The sequence below is a fragment of the Bifidobacterium sp. UTCIF-39 genome (assembly GCF_006408715.1).
GTDB classification, from domain to species: domain Bacteria; phylum Actinomycetota; class Actinomycetes; order Actinomycetales; family Bifidobacteriaceae; genus Galliscardovia; species Galliscardovia tissieri.
This window is the reverse complement of record NZ_JEOG01000024.1, coordinates 26,991-50,907: the sequence shown is the minus strand read 5'-3', so window position 1 is coordinate 50,907 and position 23,917 is coordinate 26,991. Positions and strand designations below refer to the sequence as shown.

Sequence of the window (23,917 nt, the reverse complement as noted above, 5' to 3'; positions counted from 1 at the left end):
CACCGCTCTCCCTTAGTGTGATCACACTAAAAAAGAGCGGTGTTGGAATTGCAACGTTTTAGGCAGGTTACGATTTAGTGTGAGCTCACACTAACGCAGGCCCTCACACTAACGAATGCGGCGACCGGCGCACCAGACCGAGTCGACCTGCCAGTCGGCGGGATTGAGCAGCAGCACGTCGGCCGCATAGCCGGTGGCGAGCAGGCCGATCGGCGCGCCGGTCACCGGATTGGCGTGATCGAAACCGAGTGCCCTGGCCGGCGTGAGCGTGGCCGCCTCCACCGCCGACACCGGGTCGATGCCCAGTTCGAGTACGGCACGACTGACCGCGCGTTCCAGCACGAGCGTGGATCCCGCGATCGCGCCGTTCGAGACCAGCCGCGCATGACCATGCTCCACGTTCACGTCGAGCGCGCCGAGCAGATAATGTCCGTCAGGACAGTCGGTGGCGGCCATCGCGTCGGTGACGAACGCAGTACGATGCGGCGCAAATCCGAACGACAGCGCGACCATCGGATCCTGCACATGGAAACCGTCGTTGATCAGCTCGATCGTGATGCGCGGGTCCTCCACGGCTGCGGGGATCGGGCCCGGCTTGCGGTGATGCATGCCGTTCATCGCGTTGAACATGTGCGTCATGATCGTCGCGCCTTCGTTGAACGCGCGCTTGGCGGTCTGGTAGTCGGCGGAGCAGTGACCGACCGCGGGCTTGACCCCGGCGGCCGCGAACCGCTTGATTGCGTCGATGCCGTGGGGCAGTTCGGGGGCGATCGTGATCTGGCGCAAGCACCCGTCGGACGCATCGAGCAGCTGGTCGACGAGCTCGGGCACCGGATCTCGCAGGCATTCGGGGTCGTGCGCGCCCTTGCGTTCGAGGGCAAGGAACGGCCCTTCCAGATGCGCGCCGAGGATGTCAGGGCGGCTCGGCATCAGCGATCGGACCGTGCGCAGGTTTTCGCAGATCGTGTCGATGGGGTTGGTGATGAGGCTGAGTACCTGTCGCGTGGTGCCGTGGACCATGTGTCCGGCGCGGGCAGTGACGATGCCGTCCGCCCCGTCGTCGAAGGAGGTCCCCCAAGCCCCGTGCGCGTGGATGTCAACATATCCGGGGGTCATGATCGCGCCGCGCGCATCGATGATGGGCAGATCGTCGGGTGCCGCCGTAGATTGTGATTGCGACGATGTTTGCGACCGTACCCGTTCCACCGCTTTGGCGAACGCGTCGGCCATATCGTCGGTGCCGCCGGCCTCAACGTCGATTTCGGCACCTTCCGCGACGATCACACCGTCGCGCACCACCAGCCAGCAATGATCCTGCACACCGCGCGCATCGATGCGTCGAGCATTGCGGATCGCGAACGATCCAGCCGGCCGCGCGAGCACCTCGCCGATGTGTGCGACCGCCGTCGTGAATAATTCCGTATCTTTCGTAGCGGCTTCCTTTGATTCCATGTCCCGTTTCTTTCCGCCCGATCGTGGATCATCCGTCAGGTTTACGCGCTTGTCCGCCGTCGGCGACGCCGACAACGAGCGCAGACAATGACGACATCCAATCCACATCGGTCCACTGTATTGGGTTTGTATCGGTTCGGCGACACGAACGACGGCTTCCCTGCCGCCAATCAGTCACCAATTTGTCTGACGTCTGACATTATAAAACGCCAACCGAACAACCGCGCGCGGCAGGTGTTCGGCCGCGCAATCGCTCAGATACCTTGCCAAGCCGGCTTGTGCGCATATGCCCAGCGGTAATAGTCCTTATTCCGCAACCGCGATGCCGCCGCCTCATCCACGATCACCGTGGCATGCGGATGCAACTGCAGTGCTGACGCCGGGCACAGTGAGCTGACACCGCCTTCCACGGTCTCTGCCACGGCTTCTGCCTTGCCATCGCCAAACGCCATCAGCACCAGATGCCGCGCCTTCATGATCGTGCCGATGCCCTGCGTAATGCAGTGCGTGGGCACCTTGTCCACATCACCATCGAAGAACCGCGCGTTATCGATTCGGGTCTGCTCGGTGAGTGTCTTGATACGGGTTCCTGAGGCGAGAGAGCTTCCCGGCTCGTTGAATCCGATATGCCCGTCCGTGCCGATACCCAGAATCTGCAGATCTACTCCGCCAGCGGCCTCAATGGCGGCATCATATTCATGCCCTGCCTCGCGGATCGTATCAAGATTACCGTTGGGCACGTGCACAAGATCCGGAGTGAGACCGATCGGCTCCACCACGGTTCGCGTGATCACACTACGGTACGATTCAGGATGCTCCGGGTCCAACCCGGCGTACTCGTCGAGAGCAAATCCGCGGACCGAGGAGACGTCGATGTTCTCGTCATGCACGATCTTGGCAAGATGTCGATATCCAGCCAGCGGGCTGGATCCAGTGGCAAGGCCCAATACGCAATCGGGCTTGTCCTTGATGAGATCAGCCACGCAACGCGCATAGATCTCACCCGCCTCATCCTGATTCTTCACAATGATGACTTCCGCCATGATGCACTTTCCTTTCTAATTGGTGGTTGGATTGTGATTGTTTGACGATTTCGGCTACGCCGACAGCGCCGACAACGCGGCTCCGATCGCGCCGACCGGCTCGGTACCCGGCACCAGAAATAACCTGTCGCACAGGTGCAGCGATTCGATGAAACGGCTGTTTTTTTCACGATGGCGCAGTTCCTCTTGGATCGCAGCCATCAGCGGTTCACCAGTCCGGGCCGTGCCACCGCCGATCATGATCACCCGAGGATCCACGGTCACGGCAAGAATGTCGATGGCGTCGGCAATAGCACCGATCACCGTTCGCTTCACGTCCATGGCCAACTCGTAGTCAGGGGACGAAGGATCGGACGCCTTGGCGAGCACATCGGGCATGGGAGGATTTGCCTGCGGCCACTGGCGGATGATCGCTCCGCCTCCGGCAGCGGTTTCCAGACATCCACACTGTCCGCAGGGACACTGCCATCGGTGTCGCTCCACCGGAATATGGCCGATCTCACCGACCACACCGCTTGAGCCATGGTCGAGCCGACCGTTGCGCAGAATCCCCGCCGCCAAGCCAGTACCCAAATTCAGGAATGCAACCGTGTCGTCGGAAATGTCGACATCATGACCGACATGATCGTCCCCGCCGATCAATGCATAGGCGCCCAAAGCCGCCGCATTGACGTCATTTTCCACACGCACCGGAAGACCGCATGCGGCACCGATTTCGTTCGATAGGTCAAGTCGAGACACATCAAGATTCGCAATATTCTCCACCACGCCGGCGGCACTATCCACACGGCCCGGTGTGCCAATACCGACACCGATGAAACGAGACATCCCACTGTCGTTGTCGTCAGAGACATGCAGCGCCGCCTCAGAATGCATCATCGCATTCACCACCGTGGCAACATCCTCCACCACTTGGCGTTCACCACGTCGCGCCGGCACTCGCACACTGTCAAGCACACGCACACCAACGCCCCCACGCAGAGCGTGCTCGTCTGCATCGACAAGCACGCCTTCTATCTTGGTACCGCCCACATCCACGCCGATGCGCAGTCGGGCAGTTTTGGCGAAAGCGTCAGTCGCCGGACTTACCACTATGTTCGTCTGGGTCATGATGTGATTGTTCTCCTTCCGAGGTGAAGTGCACAACGTCCTCCACCAGGCCACGGCTGTGGATGCTGTCAAGCAGACCACGAATCACGGCTACCGCTTGCCCCCGCAACACCAGATCGTCGCCCTGTTGGCAACGGTGCAACGATGGGGCATTGCGATAGTCCGCAGAAATGCAGGATTCCAGTTCTTCGCGCATGGATCCGATGAACGCCTCACCGACGATCTCGGGAGGGCCGAACACCGAAACGTCGCTCAAATCCAGCAGGCTTACCGTCATGGCTAATGCACGGCCAAGGCGTTGTCCGGCTTCAGAGAGTATGGCAGTACGATCCTCGGGTTCGGCGTCGATCCGCTCACGCAGATACGATACCGACAGCAACGCTTCGAGACAGCCGCGCTTGCCGCACACGCATCGAGGACCCTTGGGGTCCACGACCACGTGTCCGATCTCGCCAGCCGCGTATCCGCATCCTTCCACGATCTCGCCGTTTACGCAGACCGCAGCGCCGACGCCCTGTCCGATTTTGATGAATACGGAGTCCGCGGAGCAGTCGCCAAAGTAGCACTCGCCCAGCAACGCCATATTGGTGTCGTTGGACACTACCGCGGGAACATGGAACCGAGTCTCAATACGCTGCCTGAGAGGCACATTCGTCCATCCAAGATTGACGGAGCGAATTACGGTACCGTCCTGTCCCACCACGCCAGGCACGGACACTCCCATGCCGAGTAGAGGACGGTCAGTCATGGATAGCAGTTTTTCGCAGAGTTCTCCTACGATTTCGAGCGGCACATCGCCCATGTTCTCACAGGGAATCTCCACACGGTCGACAATTCGACCACATAGATCCACCAGCGCCCCGCGAATCACGAACTGCTGGGTGAGGTCGATGGATACGATACGCCAGCCATCCGGGTCAACCGCCAACATAACGGATCGCTTGCCACGGCCAGAGCGGCTGTCCACACCGGTCTCACGTAGCAGCCGATTCTCCGTCATCTCGCCCACCACTTCGCTGATCGCCATACGGGACAACCCCACACGACGGCCAAGTTCGGCGCGGGACATCTGTTCCGCAGGGAACAGCAACTGGAAGACAGCCCTGATGTTACGGGCTCGGACATCGGACGGGTCTGACTTCAACGTTTTGGGCATGGTCTCTCCTTGGAGCTCTCTGTGAACACCGGCTTCAAGATCGCCGGACCATCCCATTGTCCGTTGAGGCGCGCCCAAATCCGCCATCGCTGTCACATTATTCGACCATGAATAGTCATGCGACAACGATATGCGAGGTTCGGAAGCGCATTCGTCACACATCGTCGTCCTTTCCACATGAAAACCATCAGGCGACATCGCCCAACTTCATCTTTTATGTCAACTACATTTACTTTATATCACATAATTGTACATTTTGCCATCCAGTACACATAGATACCGAAGCCAAAAATCCTCAAACGGCCTCACATAGCAAGGATCTTCTGCGAGGGAATTTTTTGTAAAGAAACAATACAATAAGGCAATCGAGCGAGCAGCACCCCAACTCACATGGCCTATACTGATGCTCATGAACGACTGCTTTATCTCGCGCGACTTCGTCAACGATGACGCCAACGCAACCATCTCAGATTACGGCGCACATGTATTGGAATGGGCTCCGAACGGTCAGCCCAGCGTGCTGTGGCACCCCAAGGCCGTGCATCTCTCCGCAGGAACCGCCATCCGTGGCGGCATCCCCGTGATCTTCCCCTGGTTCAACTCCGGCTTCGTCGACGGCCACATCGCCAGCAAGAACCCCAAGCACGGCTTCGGACGCATCTCCTTCTGGCATTACGACAAGGACACAAGCACCGACGCATTCGCCCGATACACACTCGACTCCGCCGACGGGCACCCGGACTGGCTCGCTACGCTCAGCGGATCCGCGGAGCTCCCGGCCGCGTTCAACGCCACGTACGAAGTGCACTGCGGCGCGGAATTCCAAGCTTCACTGACCGTGACGAATACCGGTGACATGCCGTTCATCTACGAATCAGCTCTTCACACGTACTTCGCCATCGGCGACATCGAGCACGTACAGGTAAGCGGACTGGAAGGCACCGAATTTCTCGACACCACACTTGACGACGACCCGAAACGAGTACAGGCCGACGAGCCGATCACCTTCGACGGCAATATGGTCGACCGCATCTACTTCGCCGGCGGCGAGAACAGGCATGATGTGGTTCGCATCCTCGACGAGCGTCTGGGGCGCATGATCACGGTCGGCAAGAGCGGCTCGAAGAACACCGTGGTCTGGAATCCGGGAGAGGACGCCGGCAATGCGATCGGCGACATGGCAGCCGGCGAATGGCGTAGCTTCGTCTGCGTGGAGGCCGCCAACTGTCGGGACAACGCGACGACACTCAACCCCGGTGAGTCCGCCACGTTGAGCCAGACCATCCACGTGGAGTAGGACTGCCGAGACCGATCAACGAAAACATCACAGTCATAACGCCTGCTGGCGGACCTCCCACTCGGTTCGCCAGCAGGCGTTATGCATTCCCACGAAACCATACCAGGACGAAGACTTCACCAAGACTTGCGTACGACGATTGAACCCGCACGCGGCCCCGAGTAAGAGACGACCAAACAGGCATGCGGTGAACGAATCCACCGAATCGCCACCCCCTCATCGCTTCACAACGGAACAAAAACATCAATATCGGTTACAAATAAGAGCCATAGAAGATACCACCCTCCACAATCCCTCGATTACGCATCGGCAATAATGGTGTAATTTCAAAGAAACACAGGCTTTTCTACAGTGAGACTCGTTGACATTTTTCAAATGTCATCTTTCTTTACATTTTCGTGTATACTGGGTTCAACGTTGGGACCGGGAAACCTAACGCACAGCTCAAAGGAGAGATCATGACATCACAGGAAGCCCTACCCGCCAAGGTGCGCAGCGCGGAACGCTACGCCACCACCTTGGCCCTCATCGTCACACTCGGTCCGTTGTTCTACGGTTTCGAAGGCATGGTGCTCAATGGTGCCATCAGCGCCGTCGGCACAGAATTCCAGCTCGGATCATTCGCCAAAGGCGTCGCCGGAGCCGCCGGCATCATCGGCGGTCTGATCGGATCCGTCATCGCCGGCCGTCTGTCTGATCACATCGGACGCAAAACCGTACTCATGTGTGCCGGACCATTGTTGCTGTTCGAAGCCATCTTCGGCGCATTCTCCCCGTGGCTTGGCGGCTACTTCTTCCTGCTGTTTTGCCGCGTGTTAGGCGGTATGGGATTCGGCGCGGCAACCACCGTGGCCCCCGGATATGTAGCCGAGATCTCCCCCGCTCGCATTCGCGGCCGATTGATTTCGTTCCGTCAGCTTGCCATCATTCTCGGCCTGCTGTTCGCCGCTATCGTGAATCTGGTCGTTACCAATATCGCCGGTTCTTCCACCGCTGAAATGGCATTCGGCCTCAAGGCATGGCAGTTCATGTTCCTGTTCCTGCTCATCCCCGCGATTTTCTACATCGTGCTCACTGCGATCATCCCCGAATCTCCGCGATATCTGGTCGCCAAGGGACGCACCGAGGAAGCCGCCAAGGTACTTGCCAAGGTCACCGGCCGCGATGATGTACCGGCACAGGTCGCCGCCATTCACGCCTCGCTGGGCGAGGAAGGCACTGAGCGCATGGGCATGATCGCCGTACTGAAGTCGCAGTGGAAGGGACTCGTGTTCGTGGGCATGGCGCTCGCCGCCTTCCAGCAGCTCACCGGCACCAACGGCATTTTCTTCTATTCCAACACGCTGTTCGAATCCGTGGGCATCCCTGAGTCTGCAGCATTCCAGCAGACTCTTATTCTCAGTGTGTTCAAGATCATCGGCGTAACCACCGGCATCCTGCTTGTGGACAAGGTAGGACGCAAGCGCATGCTGATCTACGGCGGCACGTTGATCTTCATCTCGCTCGCCGTGGTGGCTACCGTATTCACCATCGCCCCCAAGGGGCCCAATGGCCCGGACATCAGCGGCAGCCCGATCCTCGGTTTCGCCGCAGTGGCGGCACTGTGCTGCTTCCTGCTTGGATTCACCTCCTCGTGGGGACCGATCTTCTCCGTGATGATGGGAGAGATGTTCCCCAACCAGATCCGCGGTAGCGCCATGTCGCTCGCCTCGGGAGCAGACTTCTTCGTGAACCTCGTGGTCGTGCTGATGTTCCCGTACCTGGTGGCCTGGTCCCCGTCGTTCACCTACTGGATGTACTGCTTCTTCGGCGTGATGGCCGTGATCTTCGCCAAGAAGTACCTGCACGAGACCAGCGGCAAGTCACTGGAGGATATGGGATGATCCCAGCTGGCTCCCCCCTCTGAAAGTTCTTTCCACCGGATGGAGCCACTATACGACGTGCGTGATGGGGCAAACCCGTGCGGCGTCCCATCACGCACTTCCCTCCCATCAGCCACCAACGCAACTACTGTCAATCACAAGCCAATCATTCCGCCACACCAAGGAGCACCAACCATGTCCGAACCCATAACCGCCACCCAGCGCATCATCCCCACCAACGTACGCAACGTCATCACGTTCATGACGGACCAGCACCGTATCGACACGCTCGGATGCCTCGGCAACGAACACGCGCATACGCCCAACATCGACAGTCTCGCCGCCGACGGATGCCGTTTCACCAAGGGGTTTACCCCGTCCGCCATCTGCACTCCCGCACGCGCATCGATGCTGACCGGGCAACTGCCGTTCAAGCACCAGACACTCGCCAACCCCGAATGGAATATCGCCTACTCCACCGCCATTCCCGAAACCGACTGGACATACACCCAGGAACTCCACGACCACGGCTACAACGTGGGCATGGTAGGCAAATACCATTGCGGTACCAATCTTCCTGATAAGTTCGGCATGGATGACGACACATTCTGGGGCGCTGAAAATCCTGTAGCCAACGAGGAGTATGTCGCTTGGCTTGAGGAGAACGGATTGCCTCCGGTCAAGGCGCATGACATCTGGCGCGGCAAGCTGCCCGGCAACCGCGACGGTCATATCATCGCGGCCCGACTCGATCAGCCCGAAGAGGCCACATTCGAACGCTTCATCGCGGACCGATCGATCGCACGACTGCGCCAGTACGCCAAGGATTACAAGGACAACGGCAAACCATTCAGCCTTGATGTGCATTTCTTCGGCCCGCACCTGCCGTACTTCCTGCCTGACGAATGGTTCGACCTGATCGACCCGAATGACGTGACGTTGCCACAAAGCTTCGGTGATTCATTGATCGGCAAGCCGCCCGTGCAGCAGAACTACGCCACTTATTGGTCCACATCGTCATTCGACAACGACCAGTGGAAAAAGCTCATCGCCGTGTACTGGGGATATGTTGCCATGATCGACTTCGAGATCGGACGCATCCTCGACGTCGCACGAGAACTCGGACTCATGGATGACACCGCCATGTTCTTCTGCGCCGACCACGGCGAATTCACCGGAGCCCACCGCCTCAACGACAAGGGCCCGGCCATGTATGACGATATCTACCGCATTCCGTTCATCGCGCGCATTCCTGGTGTGACGCATGGCAACGTGTGCGATGAATACGTATCACTGATCGACATCCCCGCCACGATCATGGATATCGCTGGCATTGATCCTGCGCTTGTGGAGGATGGCCGTCCGCTCACCGCGCTCGCTCACGGTGATGACGTGCCCGATTGGCGCAAGAACATCGTCTGCGAATTCCATGGTCTGCACTTCCCCATCCAGCAGCGTATGATTCGCACCGATGATTTCAAACTCGTCATCAACCACGAATCGATGGATGAACTCTACGATCTGCGTTGCGATCCGTATGAATTGAACAACGTGTACACCGTGCCCGCGTACGACGAGATCCGCCGGAATCTGGCCGCCGAACTGTACAGGCAGCTACGCGAGCGCGGCGACAGTTCGTTCGCCAAGTGGATGGCAGCGATGACCGATTTCGACATCCCCCTGGAGAACACCGCACGATCCGATTGGGATTCCGTGGCGAAGTAGCGGACTTCGCAAACACCCTGAAACACAGTCCCGCATCATGAACGGAGGACGGCAATGACCACGGCGACGCTTGCTTCCATCAGCAACAGCGAGGTACAAGCGGCAACTGAGGAATTAACGACGAACCAGACGTCAGCGACTCTTCAGCGCACGCCGCTCACCCGCCGACGTCTGCCGTTCTCCGTAGTTGCCAAACCCACCGGTGCCGCTTGCAATCTCGACTGCCAGTATTGCTTCTTCCTGTCAAAGGAGCTGCTGTATAACGCTCAACGACAGCAGATGAGCGAAGCCACTCTGGAACGGTACGTTGCCGAATATCTGGCCGCCAGCCCTGATGGTGAAGTCACCATGCTGTGGCAGGGCGGCGAGCCCACACTGCGTGGACTACCGTTCTACCGTCGTCTGATAGAACTGTGCGAACAATATCGACGCCCCAACCAGCACGTGGTACACGCCATGCAGACCAACGGAACACTCATCGATGAAGAGTGGGCCGAATTCCTGCACAAGCACGACGTGCTGGTCGGAGTGTCGATCGACGGCCCGGCTGAATGCCACGACGCCTACCGACTCAACCGGGCCGGACGCGGGACACACAGCATGGTGATCCGGGGATGGCGGCGACTGCAAGACGCCGGCGTACGCTGCAATATTCTCTGCACCGTACATCATGCGAACGAACGGCACCCTCTGGAGGTGTACCGATACTTCCGCGATGAACTCGGAGCGGACTATCTACAGTTCATTCCGATTGTGGAGCGCGTGGATCCAGAGCAACTCAACCGGGTAGAACATGGCGGATGGCGAGCCACCGGCACACGACGTAATACGAACAACAGCGGCCAAGGCGGCTCCTGCCATCAGGTCGGACTGCTCTATCGCCAGCACGGTGACGCAGTTACATCACGATCTGTGAAACCTGAGGCATACGGCGATTTTCTTAACACGATCTTTGACGAATGGATCACCCACGATGTGGGACGTGTATTCGTGCAGGATTTCGACGCAGCACTTGGCGCACTGTTCGGGCAATATTCGGTCTGCGTGCATGCCCCCGAATGCGGCACCAACATGGCGCTGGAATTCAATGGAGACGTATATGCCTGCGATCACTGGGTCGAACCTGATTGGCTTGTCGGCAACATCAATGACAGCGATTTCGCTTCACTTGCCGGAACACCGCTCATGCAGCAATTCTCGCTGAAGAAGCACGCACAATTACCCGATCGATGCTGCACCTGCCCATTCCTACGCATGTGCAACGGAGGATGTCCAAAAGACCGGTTTGTGAGTCCCGACGCCATGGCAGGTAACGACACTGTTGCGGCAAAGACAGCGGAGACAACAAATGGCGCATCACAGAACTTGCAGAATTACCTCTGCCCCGGATTCGCAAAATTCTACGGTCATATCCGCCCGGACATGATCGGCATGGCCAGACTGCTGCGTGCCGGGCGCGCTCCCTACGAAATCATGAATCCAGACGTACGAGCCAAGGTCCGCGCAAAGACAACACGATAATCCTCATAATGACGCTCACCGTGCTCGCGATGACATTCCAGCCCCACTCCTCAACATCGCAATCAGATCGCAACCCGGAAGGATGACACATGGTTGATTTGGCGCTCGCATTGGTGATCGGTCTTGGCGTAGGCGTGGTGGTCGGCGCATTGGGAGCTGGCGGCGGCATCCTATCGGTTCCTGTGCTTGTATACCTGCTCGGGCAGGAGCCACACGCTGCATCCGCCGGATCTTTGGTGATCGTTGGCCTAACAGCGTTGACCTCATTGGTGCCACACGCCCGTACCGGTCATGTGCGTTGGAGGGACGGATTGATTTTCGGGGTGCTCTCATCTGTAGGCACCGTTCTTGGCTCTCGTCTTTCAGTGATGGTGGATTCACAGGTACTCATGCTGCTGTTCGGCGTGCTTTTGATCGTCGTGGGAATCATGATGATCCGCAAAGCTCGACGTCTCGCTGCGGCCGCGAAGGACCGGATGACAGAGGTTCACGTCGGTGATGGCAGCAACGATGAAAGCAGTGGCAGCGAAACTGGCAGCAATTCGACCAAGGCAACCGCTGTTCCATCCGGGACTCGGCGGAGAGGCGGATCACCTATGCTGATCCTGTGCTCCACTGCCACAGGATTCCTTACAGGATTCTTTGGAGTGGGAGGCGGATTCGCCGTGGTACCGATGTTGGTACTTGCCCTTGGCTTTGGAATGCGAGAGGCGTCCTCCACATCACTGTTGGTCATGACGATCGCATCAGCCACAGGACTGCTCTCCCGTATCGGCACAGATATTCACATCGATTGGCCGATCGTATTGTTGTTTGCTATAGCTTCGATGATCGGTGGTCAGATCGGCGCACCGGCCTCACGCAAGGTCAAGGAATCCACGCTCACGATGCTGTTCGGCATCCTTTTGTTGCTCGTATCCATCGGCACCTTGACCTCCACCATTCTGGAAATGGTGTGAGTGCAGACACACCGCGTTGGACTTCTTTATCTATCTATCTTCAAGTTCTGAAGTAGTTTTGGGCTTTCGCAACCGTCATCTCCAGGTTCTGAAGTCTCCACGCAGGAAGCCCAGAGTATAGAGGCTGGAATTCCAACGTTTATACTCCGGGCTTTGCTATTTCATACTTCAGAACTTGGAGATTGATGGTCGCGGAGTCGCGAAAAAACTTCAGAACTTGGAGATTGCTTTCCTCCAAAGCCAGCCGGAACGTAAGACCATCCGCCGAAGAACTGTCAACCGGACCGCAAGATCAAGGAAGGCATCAAGGCATAGGGTGGACCGAGAACCACTCTCCCGCTCCACGCATACGCAAAGTGGGCGTAACCGTTCAGGAACAGGACCGGGATCGGTCTTGTGTGAACGGGTACGCCCACTTCTAGGTTTCTAGATTGATCTAGATTGATTTTCTAGGTTGATCGCTTACTAGTCGCGCTTGGCGGAGAGACGGACGACTCCGAATCCGGCGCCGGCCAGCAGGACCACCACGGCCGCCACGATCGCCACATCCGCGCCGGTCTTGGCCAGACCGTTACGGGAGGTCTTGGCGGCGGGCTTCGTCGTGTTGTTCGGCGAAGCCGCATTCGGCGAAGCCTGGTTCGGAGCGGCAACCGCCGCATCCTCGCCAACCGTCACCGGCAGCTCGGCCTTCAGTTCCGTGCCATCGATGGTGGAGGTCACGGTGATCGTCACGGTGCCGTCCTTGTGAGCGAGCAGGGTCTGCTCGTTGAAGGCCACGGTGGCGGTGTTGTTCTGCGCCTCGTTCGAGTCGGTCTTCTCGGCGAAGCTCACGATCTGCGGGTCGGAGGACTTCCAGTAGACCGGAGTGCCTTCGAGGTTCTTGCCCTCGCCCACGGCCCACACCTTCTGGGAGGCACCCTTCTTGAGCTTGAGCGACGTGATCTTCTTGCCGTTGGTGTCGGTGAAGTAGAGGGCGGGCTTGACCACCTGGCCGTCGCGCACGGCGACCGGCAGCTCGGCCTTCAGTTCCTTGCCGTTGACGGTGGCGGTCACGGTGATGACCACGTTGCCGTCCTTGTGAGCGAGCAGGGTCTGCTCGTCGTAACCGACGACGGCACGGGCACCGCTCTTGCCAGCCTGGGCATCCTTCGGCTTGAAGCTCACGATGGTGGGGTCGGAGGACTTCCAGTAGACCGGAGTGCCTTCGACGTTCTCGCCCTTGACGTAGGCGCGCACGATCTTTTCGTCGTTCGGCTTCAGCGTCAGGGACTCAAGGGCGTTGCCGTTCTCGTCACCGAGTGCGATGGCAGGCTCGGTCGGCTGCGGCTGCTCGCCAGCGGCAACCACCTTCAGCGGCACGGTCACCGTGGTGCCATCGGTCGCACCGGTCACGGTCAGCGTCGCGTCGCCAGCGGCCAGATCAGCCGGCACGGTCACCTTGAGCGTGGCGGAGTCGCCATCCTTCACGGCAGCCGTTCCGACCGTCGCGTCGCCGATCTTCGCGGTCAGCGCGGTCTCGGCGGGCACACCCAGCGAGGTGAGCGTGAGCTTGGAGAACTTCAGCTCGAACGAATCGCCGGCCTTCACTTCACCGGTCGGCAGTCCGGTCACGGCCACGGCACGACGGTCGTAGCGCGGGGCGAGTGGCGAGTTCTTGCCGATGTACTCGATCCATGCGTCACGATCCACCAGACCGGTGTCCTTGGTGTTCTTGCCCTGGGCGAAGGCACGGAAGTTGTCGCCGCCCTGCAGCAGGAAGCTGAACGAGCCGATGCGGTATTCCTTCGCCGGGTCGAGCGGCTGGCCGTTCACGGTCACCGAGGTGATGTGCTCGCCCTGCTTGGCGTCAGGATCGTAGGTGTAGGACACGTTGTGAGACAGGCCCAGCTGCAGGTACGGGCGAGACGGCGTGGAACCGTCGGTCGTGGTCTGCCACTGCTGCTCCAGGGCCTCCTTGAACTGCGCGCCGGTGAGCGTGGTGGTCCACAGGTTGTTGAGGAACGGCAGCACGGCGTTGGCCTGCGAGTAGGTGATCGAACCGTCGGCCGCCAGCGTGCAGGAGGCGTTGTCGCCGGTCTTGCAGAACTCGGCGCGCAGACCGCCGGGGTTCACCACGCCGATCTCAGCGCCACCACGGTCCGGGGAGGACAGGGAGTCGAGCAAGGAATCGGCCACGAGGTTGCCCATCGTGGATTCGCTGCCACGGTCGTCACGCTTGCCGTCCTTGAACGCGGTGGTGATGTCGGCGGACACCGAACCCACCTTCTTGTTGCCTTCCTCGGCACCCTTGGCCACGGCGGCGTCCACGATCTTCTTGACGTTCGCGGTCACGCCGGACTTGTCGGCGGCGGCGAGCTGGGCATCGAAGTCGGCCTTGCTCACGCCTTCCGGTGCGGTCGGGGCGGCCACATTATCGGACTTCTCGTAGCTCACGGTGTGGTTGGTCTTGTTGTAGTTGAGCACGACCTGACCGACGTTCGCGGCGTAGCTTCCGGTCTGGATGACCGGACGATTGTTGTGTGCGGCGTCAGTGTAGGAGTACTTCATGTGCGTGTGCGCGGTGAAGATGGCGTTGACGGACGGATCGGTGTCGTCGACGATGTGCTTGAACACCGGGCTGGAGGCCTTCTGCTCGTCGATCGTGGGCTTGGCGGTCTTGTCGTCCTCGTTGGCGGGCGCGCCCTCGTGGTATTCGGCCACGAGCACGTCGGCCTCGCCGTTGTCTTCGTTGCCGTCGGTGAGCTGCTTGGCCACGCGGTTCACGGCCTCGACCGGATCACCGAAAGTGATGTTCGCGATGCCGCCGGGCGAGACCAGCGTCGACGTCTCCTCGGTGACGGCACCGATCACGCCGACCTTGACGCCGTTGACGTTCTGGATGCTGTATTCCTTGAGGGCCGGAGTGGTGGTGCCCTTCTTGTAGACGTTGGCGCCGAGGTAGTCCCACTTGGCGTTACGAGCGTTCTCGACACCGATCACACGGTCGGTGAGGTCGGCGTATCCCTGATCGAACTCGTGGTTGCCGACGGACGAAGCCTTGAGATCCAAGGCGTTGAGCACGTCGATGGTCGGCTGGTCCTTCTGGATGGACGAGTTGAACAGCGAGGCGCCGATGAGGTCGCCCGCGCCGAGGAACAGCGACGAATCCGGGTATTCAGCCTTGAGCTGCTGCACGGTCGATGCGAACGGCACGGTCAGACCGGTATCGATGCGGCCGTGGAAGTCGTTGACGTTGAGCAGGTTGATGGTGGCGGTGTCGCCCGCGACCGGTTTGGTCTCGGCGGCCGACGCGGCCTGAGCGGGGACGACCACCGCGGCGAGCAACATCGCGGTCGCCAGCAGTCCTCCCTGCATACGTTTGATGATTCCCATGTGTTCTTCCTCTCTGTAGGTTCGCCACGCATCCGATGATCCGCGCGAAAGTACAAATAGACATACTCACGGTATGTCCATATCGACAACGAGATACGGCAGGAAAATAAAGACCAGAACAATACCTGATGAACAACAGAAGCCGACTACGTAGTCGCAGTCGGCTTCCATCGCGTATCCCGCCAATTCTCATTGGCAAGGTACGTTGTTGATTATTGAGTTATCAGTTGCGACGACGGTGCGCCATGCGCACGGCGGCGAATCCGACGCCGAGGACCACAGCCACCGCGAGCGCGATGCCGCCGATGGCGACGCCGGTCTTGGAGAGGCTGCCCTTCTTCGCGGACTGTGTGGACTGTCCCTTGGCGTTGATGTTCGCGTTGCCGGCGTGGTTGCCGGTGTTCGCGTTGCCGTTGGTGGAACCGTTGCCGTTCTGGTGAGTACCGTTGCCGTTGTTCTGGTTACCGCCAGGCTGGTTGCCCGGCTGCTGACCGGGCTGATCAGGCTGATCGGGGTTCGTCGGACCGGGCTGCTGCTGGGCCGTGGCCTCGATGTAGCCCATGCGCAGGGAGTGACCGTCGGTCACGGAGTCGTCGGCCCAGAACACCGGCTTGTAGGTCTTGCCGTCCTTGCCACCGTCGACCTTGGCCGCTTCGGCGTCGGGTGTGATGGCGAAGCCTTCGGTGTTGCCCGAGGCCACGGCGGCCGGCTCCTCATTCAGCTTGGTGAGCTGGAGCGTGCCGTCCGTGCCGAACTCGTAGGTGGCGAGCATGGCCTTGGTGGGCTTCTCCTCGGCACCGATGGTGTTGTCGCCCTGGGCGAGCAGCTGTCCGTGCTCGGCGTCCCAGGTCAGATCACGGGGTCCGGAGTAGCCGGCGTTGGCGGCGGTCTCCGGCAACGCGATCTGTGCGACCGGGAAGGCGTTGTCCTGACCATCCTTGGTGGTCTGGAGGGCGAACGCGTAGATGGCGTTGGTCTTCTCCAGGGCCACGAAGAACAGGCCGCCGTAGCTGTTGCCGAAACCGTTCGGATCGTAGTCGTGCACGTTCTTCGGGTCCACGTTCACCTTGAACTTCTTGGCGGTGAGCACGGAGTCCGGAATGAACGCCACGCCTTCGACGCCGAGGTTGGCGTCGTCGCCGTCGGCGAGCTGCACGCCGAACTGGCTGAGGCCACCAGTGAGGTTCCACTCGTGCGCGGCGGTGAGATCCTGCGCGCCGTCACCATTGGTGTCGGCGGTCTTGGCGTTCACGTCGTAGCTGAGGATGGACGGGCGAGGCTTGTTCTTGTCGGTGTTGTCGCGTTCGGCACCGATGAACACGCCCTTGTTCGGGTCGCCTTCGATGAGGGTGATGCCCTCGGAGTCGACTCCGCCCTTGCCGTCCTTGAAGTGCAGCTGCTTGCCGCCCTTGGCGGTGCCGTCCTTCGTGAAGCTCCAGCCGTCGTTCGGGTCCTGCTTCCAAGAGCCGGACGCGGCATCGTAGACGAACTTGTTGATGGAACCGGCGCCCTTCGGTCCGGTGATGCCGAGCGTGGGGTTGAGGTCGTTGTCGGCGGCCCACAGCGTGCCGGGCTTGCCGTTGGCACCGGGCTGGTAGGCCAGTCCGGAGAGGTTGCCGTCGGTGTGCTCGCCGGTGGCCTTGCCGGCACCGAACTCGTCGACGCCGTCGATGGTCTTCACCGTGTCGAGACCGGGCCATGCGGCCACGGCCATTTTGTCGCCGGACGGCTGGTCGGTGCCGCCGCCCTGACCCTGCTTGACCATGGCGTCGGCGTCAGTGTTGGCCACGTAGACGACCTTGCCGTCATCGCCCTTCCAGGTGAACTGGAGGATCTGCTTGCCGGACTTGTCGAACACACGCACCTGATCGGACTTGCCGAGACCGATGCCGGCGAGCTTGTCGAGGTTGAACTCGGCCTCGCCGCCCGCCTTGATCACGGTGCCGTCGGGCACGGTGTAGATGTGGTCGGCGGAGTCCTTGTCGTCGCGGAACGACCATCCGGAGATGTCAACGTCCTTGGTGTTCTTGGATCCGAGCGTGACGGTGTCGGTGCCAACGTCGATCTTCTTGAGGTAGACGGCGGTGCCTTCATCCTTGATGGTGTCCTTGAACGTGGGCGGAACCGGGGTTTCGCCGGCCGTGGTCTTGATGCCGACGACCACCGGATCGTGGTCGGAGGCGCGGAACTGGTCGGGCTGGTAGAGGTTCTTCGCGTTGTAGTTGTAGCGCGAGTATTCCAGGGCCACGGATTCCACGGAGTTGATGTTCCAGATGTCGGCGCCGGTGACGTCCTTGAGGGCCGCCTCGTTGGCGAAGATGTGGTCGAGCGAGCCGACGCCGCCGTTCGTGTTGCCCTGGTCGTCGGTCACGGTGTACGAGTACGTGTACTTGCCGGTCTTCTCGCTCACCTGTTCGCTCAGGTCGGTGTACTTGGCGTCTACGATCTTCTGGATGGGCTTCTCGGCGTAGTAGGCGTTGAAGTCGCCGACGAGGAACACCTTCTCAAGACCGAGGTCCTGCTTCACGGAGTCCGTGAACTTCAGGAGCGCGTCGGCCTGGGCCTGGCGCGTGTAGTCGGCGTTGCCGGAACCGTCGCCCGGGTCCTTGTTCAGGTCGTTGCTGGCCGAGCCCTTCGACTTGAAGTGGTTGGCCACCACGAGGAACGCATCCTTGTCGGCGGCGTCCTTGGCCTTGAATGCCTGGGCGTCGGGCTGGCGTCCGTGCTCGTAGCCGTTCTTGCCGTTGAAGGCGTCGGAATCGGTGAGGATGTGTGTCTCGCCCACGGTCGCGATCTTGGCGGGCTTGTAGATGAACGCCGTGCGGATCACGTCCTCGGTGTCGAGGTCGGGCAGCGTCTTCGGGCTGGGCACGTACGCCCAGGTTCCGTCACCGGCTTCGGCGTTCAGCGCGTCCACGAGCGTGGAGAGCGCGTAGTCGCGGCGGTTGCCCTTGAACGAGTCCGGCACCACGCTGGCGGCCTTGGCGGAGTTCTCGATCTCCTCGAGCGACACGACGTCAGCGCCAAGGTTGTTGATGGCCTTGACGATCTTCGTGCGCTGTCGTTCCATGTTCGTCTTGTCCCAGGCGCCGCGCACGTCGCAGTTCTTCGCGGTCACGGGGTTGCCGCCGCGGTCGACGTAGGCGTTGCTTGCGGCGCATCCGGTCTCATCGGCCGTGGTGGAGAAGTAGTTGAGCACGTTGAACGTGCCGAGCTTCACATCGCCGCCGACCGTCTTCAGATCCGGGGTGTCGGTGCGGGTGTTGGAGAACGTCACCGGCTGGGCGTCGGCGTTGTCGCCGGTCAGACGAGTCGTCGGCTGGAACTTCCACGCATTGTTGCGGTAGTCGAACACGACCGGCTTGGTGAACGTCACCTTCTCGCCCACGCGCACGGGCTGCTCGTTGCTCAGGTACGGCAGCGGCGTATCAGCGTTCTCCGGGTACTTCGTGTCGAGGAAGTTGCGGCTGGAGCCGTCGTCAAGCGTTACGCTTTCGGCTTCCAGACGGTCGACTTCAGCCTGGTATGCGGCACCGGTCTTGGCGTCGCCCTTGAGTCCCTTGACCGTCGGGTTGAGGAACGGCTTGTCCGAAGCGGCGAGACCAACCTCACCGTACTTGTTGGTGTTGTATACGTTCGAGACGGTGTAGTCGCCCTGCGGGGCCACCAGCATGCTTTCGAGGCTTTCGCGCTGGGCGTCGGCCTTCGGGAAGGCGACCTTCGCCGGAACGGGGGCGTCGACCTTGTCCGTCAGCTTGGTGGCGGTGGTGGCGTTGAGTTCGGTCAGACCGTTGTATTCGCTGACCTTGCCGCTCACCTGGACGTAGTCGCCGGCCTTGAGGTTCTTGACGTTCTTCGAGTCGTAGACGAAGAGGCCGTCAGATGCCGTGTGCTTGGCGAGGTCGATATCGCCGCCGGTAGCCGGAGTCTGGATGGTGTAGCCGTTGAAGCCGCCGTCCGGGTACGTGGCGGTGACCACGCCCTTGGTGGTGACGGTCTTGTCGACCAGCGGGCTGGCGTCGCCGGTTCCCTGGATCTCGGCGATGGTCTTCTCACCGGCCGGCTGGGTGCCCGGGTCGGGAGTCGGCTGAGAACCGCCGTCCGTCGTGTTGGCCTTGCCCGGTGTGATCGTGGCGCTGAGCGTGAAGTCCTTGCTGTTGTCGTTCGTGTCGACGCCGTTCGTGCGGTCAAGCGACTTGACGTCGCTGTTGGACGTCGGCGCGGTGGCGGCCGCCTTCTCGAACGTGTTCGTGGCACCGTAGCCGAGTGCATCGACGACCTTCGCATCGGCCGTGGTGTCGCCGGCGGCAGGGCTGAGCTTGTCGGCCGTGGCGGCAAGGAACAGCGTGCCCTTGGTGCCGCTGGCGTTCAGTCCAGTCGCCTCGATGTCGGCAGCCGGCAGATCGGCGCCGTTGTCGCCGTTCGATCCGGCCTTGACGAGGTAGTAGCCCTTGGCCTTGATGGTTCCCGTCAGGTCCGCGACGGCGTTCGACGCGCCGGTTCCGGCCGCCGAACGGTACTGCAGCGACGAACCGGCGAGATCGATGTCCTTGTCGGTTGTGTTGTACAGTTCGACGAACTTGTTCTTGTATGCGGCACCCTTGCTGCCGCCCGAAAGATACGCCTCGTTGATGACGACGCCGGCGTACTGCGATGCCGCGGACGGCTGTGCGCCGCCCTCATCGGCGACCGCCGTCTGCATGGGGATGACCGCCGCGGCGAACAGCATCGATGCCGCGAGCACTCCTCCCTGAATACGTTTGGCAAATGTCATGTCTTCCCCTTTCATTGGCATGACGCCGGTCATCCACAGCCATAACAGATGCAACGTCATACTGTTTCCACAGTAGGAAATCGATAACAACGCAGCGCGGATGAAACATGAACCGGCGGCGAACAGCAGGGGAAGTCCACAAATCGGTTACGTAGTCCACCATACGGACTACATCCGTCGACCACGACCGGTTTGACCCAGAATCATGGTCGGTTTGACCCAGAGACCACGTCCGGTTTGACCCAGAAACCACGACTCTGGGTATACCCGGTTCATGAAGAGACCAATATCAGCCTCCTCATGACATGGTTATACCCAGAGCCAGTTGAAAATGGTCCGATATACCCAGAACCGTGTCCGGATATACCCAGACCAGAACCGACCGCAGGAACCGACCGTGAGGATCGGTAGAGATCGGCAGGAACCGATAGTGGTCGGCTAGCGGATGATGTGGAGGGCGGTCCAGGAGACCGGCGGCAGGGTCACGCGAACCGAGGCCGCGGCCCCTGCGGAATCGGACTCCACGCGAACGGTCGGATTCGGTTGCAGCGTCACACGATTCTGATCGTCCAGCACGTTACGGGCGTTGATATCGTCGTCGTGCAGAGTCCGCGCCTCGGCCGTCACTCCGGCGACGCTTCCGGCCGTGTCCTCCCGCAGCCACGACTCGGGAATCGGCACCGACAGTTCCGTCGCCATCTCCAGCGAACGATTCGTCACGAACACGGCGAGCGATCCGTCGGCGCAGCGCACGGTCACGGAGTCGATCGTCGGCACATCACCGTATGCGGCGGTGGCGTACGTGCCGCAATCCGTCCGCGATTCGAGCACCGTACCGCCCTTGGCGAGCGCAGCCACGGCGGCAAACGGGTAGAAGATGGTCTGCCTCCATGCCGGGCCTCCCGGTTCGGTCATGATCGGAGCGATCACGTTGACCAGCTGCGCGAGCGATGCCGCATGCACACGGTCGGCGTTCTTCAGCAGCGTGATGAGCAGATCACCTACCACCACGGCGTCGAGCGCGCTGTACTGGTCCTCAAGCAGACGCGGCGCGACCGGCCAGTTGTCGATGCCCTCCGGCGTGCGGCTTGCATCCCCGCCCGCATACCAGACGTTCCATTCGTCGAACGAGATCGCCACGTCGTGCGTGCTCTTGCGCCGCGCCTTGACCGCGTCGATCGTGGACGCCACGTCGCGGATGAATCCATCCATATCCACGCCGGACGCGAGGAAGCTTGCAATGTCGCCGTTCTCCGGCTTGTAGTAGGCGTGGCAGGACACGAAATCGACCAGATCGTAGGCGTGTTCGAGTACCGTGCGCTCCCACTCGCCGAACGTGGCCATGCCGTGCGAACTCGATCCGCACACCACGAGTTCCACATCCGGGTCGATCTGCCGCATGCCGCGGGCCACTTCGGTGGCGAGCACGCCGTAGTCGTGCGCCGACTTGTGACCGAGCTGCCACGGCCCGTCCATCTCGTTGCCCAGGCACCACATGCGGATGTTGAACGGCTGCTCGTGGCCGTTCGCACGACGGGCGTCGGACAGCGCAGTGCCGCCGGGGATGTTCGCGTATTCGAGCAGGTCGAGGGCCTCCTGCAGTCCGCGCGTACCCAGATTCACGGCCTCCATGAGTTCGTTGCCGCCGGTCTTCTCCAGCCATTCGGCCATCTCGTGCAGGCCGAACGCGTTGGTTTCGGTGGAGTGCCAGGCCAGGTCGAGTCGGCGCGGGCGCAGATCGCGCGGACCGACGCCGTCCTCCCAACGGTATCCGGACACGAAGTTGCCGCCCGGATAGCGCACGGTGGTCACGCCGAGTTCACGGACCAGATCGATCACGTCCTGACGGAATCCGTGCTCGTCGGCCGTGGGATGACCGGGTTCGTAGATACCCGTGTATACGCAACGGCCCAGATGCTCGACGAACGAACCGAACAGTCGGTTGTTGACTGGCGCGACGGCGAACGCCGGATTGATCGCGATCGCGGCCGGAACGGCTGACGTCTGATTTGACTGCTGATCCTGCTGATCTGCTGACGACTGTATTGACGACTGTGTCATGGTGTCCTCGTTCCCCTAACGTACGTAAGTGACCCCCTTACGTATGACAATACGGGCCGAAAAAGACGTTCCCGGTAATTCGTAGTGGCGTACGGACGTTTTTTGTACGCCAAACGTCCTTAAAGCACTACGAATAGCGGATTTCGTCTTGTTCAGCCCGTATTTGCGTCTGTCAGCCCGTATTCGCGCCTGACGACACCGCGCAGGCGGCGGATCAGTACACGCGACGCGGCTGGAATCCGGCGGCACGCAGCGCGGCGAGGATCTTGTCGATATGATCCGGACCGTTCGTCTCCACCGTCACGCCCAGCGACACGGCGTTCGTGTAGTGGCCGGACGCCTTGAACTGATCGTGGTCCAGCGCGATCACGTTCGCGCGCTGTTCGGCCAGCAGCGTGGCCACCTTCACCAGCTGACCCGGCGTATCCGGCAGCTCCACCTCGAAGTTCATGATGCGGCCGCGGGCGATCATACCCTTCTGGATCACCGCGCCCATCGTCACCGTATCGATGTTGCCGCCGGACAGGATCGGCACCACCACATGCGGGCCGGGGGCCGCGGCGAACTTGCGGGAACGCAGATTCAGATGCTCAAGCGCGGCCAGGGACACCGCACCCGCGGCCTCCACCACCAGCTTGTGACGCTCCAGCATCAGCAGGATCATCTCGTTGATGTCACGCTCGGTGACCGTCACCAGATCGTCAAGGAACTCGTTGAGCAGGGCGAACGTCAGATCGCCCGGATGCTTCACCGCCACGCCCTCGGCCGACGTGACCACCTGCTCGGCCTCCACCACACGGCCGGCACGGAACGAATTCAGGAACGCCGGGCTGCCCTCCGGGATCGCGCCAATCACGCGCACCTCGGGCTTGAACGTCTTGATCGCGAGCGCCACGCCGGCACCCAGGCCGCCGCCACCCAGCGGCACCACCACGTCGGTCACGTCCGGCACGTCCTCGAGGATCTCCAGACCGATCGTGCCCTGACCGCAGATCACCTCGTAGTCGTCGAACGGCGGCACGAAGATCATGCCCTGCTCGTCACTCAGACGCTGCGCGTAGGCGGCGGCCTCGTCGAACACGTCACCGTGCAGCACCACGTCGGCACCGTACGCCTTGGTGGCGTCCACCTTGAGCGGCGGGGTGATCTGCGGCATGCAGATCGTGGCCTTGGCGCCGCGCTCGCGAGCCGCATACGCCACACCCTGCGCGTGGTTGCCGGCCGATGCGGTCACGATGCCGCGCGCCAGTTCCTCGTCGCTGAGCGATGCGATCTTGTTGTAGGCGCCACGGATCTTGAACGATCCGGTGACCTGCAGGTTCTCCGGCTTGAGGAGGACCTTGTGTCCGGTCATTTCGGAAAGAATGGGGGATTCGATGATACGGGTGTGGTGAGCGGTGCCTTTGAGTCGCTTCGCCGCGAGCTTCAATTCCTCGGCATGGTCACGCTGCAGATTTTTGATGACGTCTTTCTGATCCATGAGTGTCAATCTTAAGAGACTGTCTCAACAAGTGAGTCTTCTGCCCCCATGCCATTTCGACATGCGGGCAGAAGACTCGGGGGATCGCATGAATCATGTGATCAC

General features: G+C 60.8%; 13 protein-coding genes. 5 read left to right on the top strand and 8 right to left on the bottom strand.

Going from position 1 to position 23,917, the window contains the following annotated elements; translation table 11 throughout:
* Positions 1-108 precede the first annotated feature (108 nt).
* The 4 genes from EP30_RS09400 to EP30_RS09385 all read right to left on the bottom strand — a co-directional run bounded on the left by EP30_RS09400 (position 109) and on the right by EP30_RS09385 (position 4,761).
* On the bottom strand, positions 109-1,452 hold the full coding sequence (locus EP30_RS09400; RefSeq protein ID WP_140558177.1) for an N-acetylglucosamine-6-phosphate deacetylase: 1,344 nt from the start codon (positions 1,450-1,452) through the stop codon (positions 109-111).
* Positions 1,453-1,706: 254 nt separating this feature from the next.
* The gene (nagB, locus tag EP30_RS09395; RefSeq protein ID WP_140558175.1) at positions 1,707-2,495 is read right to left on the bottom strand and encodes a glucosamine-6-phosphate deaminase; all 789 of its coding nucleotides are present in this window, start codon (positions 2,493-2,495) and stop codon (positions 1,707-1,709) included.
* Between the two features lie 54 nt (positions 2,496-2,549).
* Positions 2,550-3,605, bottom strand: a complete 1,056-nt coding sequence (locus tag EP30_RS09390; protein ID WP_140558172.1) for an ROK family protein — start codon at positions 3,603-3,605, stop codon at positions 2,550-2,552.
* Positions 3,568-4,761 carry an ROK family transcriptional regulator gene (locus EP30_RS09385; RefSeq protein ID WP_140558170.1) on the bottom strand — a complete coding sequence of 398 codons (1,194 nt, stop codon included), beginning with the start codon at positions 4,759-4,761 and terminating at the stop codon, positions 3,568-3,570. Before EP30_RS09385 ends, EP30_RS09390 begins: the two co-directional genes overlap by 38 nt.
* 409 nt (positions 4,762-5,170) lie before the next feature.
* Here EP30_RS09385 and EP30_RS09380 point away from each other — a divergent pair, with 409 nt between their 5' ends.
* From EP30_RS09380 to EP30_RS09360, 5 genes are all read left to right on the top strand, one after another.
* Entirely contained in the window at positions 5,171-6,058 is an 888-nt protein-coding gene (locus tag EP30_RS09380) for a D-hexose-6-phosphate mutarotase (protein WP_140558168.1), read from the top strand.
* 458 nt (positions 6,059-6,516) lie between these two features.
* Entirely contained in the window at positions 6,517-7,941 is a 1,425-nt protein-coding gene (locus tag EP30_RS09375) for a sugar porter family MFS transporter (protein WP_140558164.1), read from the top strand.
* 174 nt (positions 7,942-8,115) lie between these two features.
* Positions 8,116-9,645, top strand: coding sequence for a sulfatase-like hydrolase/transferase (locus EP30_RS09370; protein ID WP_140558161.1), 1,530 nt, complete (start codon positions 8,116-8,118; stop codon positions 9,643-9,645).
* A 54-nt stretch (positions 9,646-9,699) separates the two neighbouring features.
* Positions 9,700-11,166, top strand: a complete 1,467-nt coding sequence (locus EP30_RS09365) for an anaerobic sulfatase maturase (RefSeq protein WP_140558158.1) — start codon at positions 9,700-9,702, stop codon at positions 11,164-11,166.
* A gap of 89 nt (positions 11,167-11,255) precedes the next feature.
* Positions 11,256-12,125, top strand: a complete 870-nt coding sequence (locus EP30_RS09360) for a sulfite exporter TauE/SafE family protein (protein ID WP_140558155.1) — start codon at positions 11,256-11,258, stop codon at positions 12,123-12,125.
* 465 nt (positions 12,126-12,590) lie between these two features.
* On the opposite strand, the gene EP30_RS09355 is transcribed toward EP30_RS09360, so the two are convergent.
* From EP30_RS09355 to ilvA, 4 genes are all read right to left on the bottom strand, one after another.
* Positions 12,591-15,497: a 5'-nucleotidase C-terminal domain-containing protein gene (locus EP30_RS09355; RefSeq protein WP_258185458.1), complete on the bottom strand. Its 2,907-nt coding sequence runs from the start codon at positions 15,495-15,497 to the stop codon at positions 12,591-12,593.
* A gap of 223 nt (positions 15,498-15,720) precedes the next feature.
* Entirely contained in the window at positions 15,721-20,271 is a 4,551-nt protein-coding gene (locus tag EP30_RS11200) for an ExeM/NucH family extracellular endonuclease (protein ID WP_258185457.1), read from the bottom strand.
* Between the two features lie 438 nt (positions 20,272-20,709).
* A complete protein-coding gene (locus tag EP30_RS09345; protein WP_140558153.1) occupies positions 20,710-22,332 on the bottom strand; it encodes an alpha-N-arabinofuranosidase in 1,623 nt (540 codons plus the stop codon).
* A gap of 214 nt (positions 22,333-22,546) precedes the next feature.
* Positions 22,547-23,812, bottom strand: coding sequence for a threonine ammonia-lyase (gene ilvA, locus EP30_RS09340; RefSeq protein WP_094663896.1), 1,266 nt, complete (start codon positions 23,810-23,812; stop codon positions 22,547-22,549).
* Positions 23,813-23,917 lie beyond the last annotated feature (105 nt).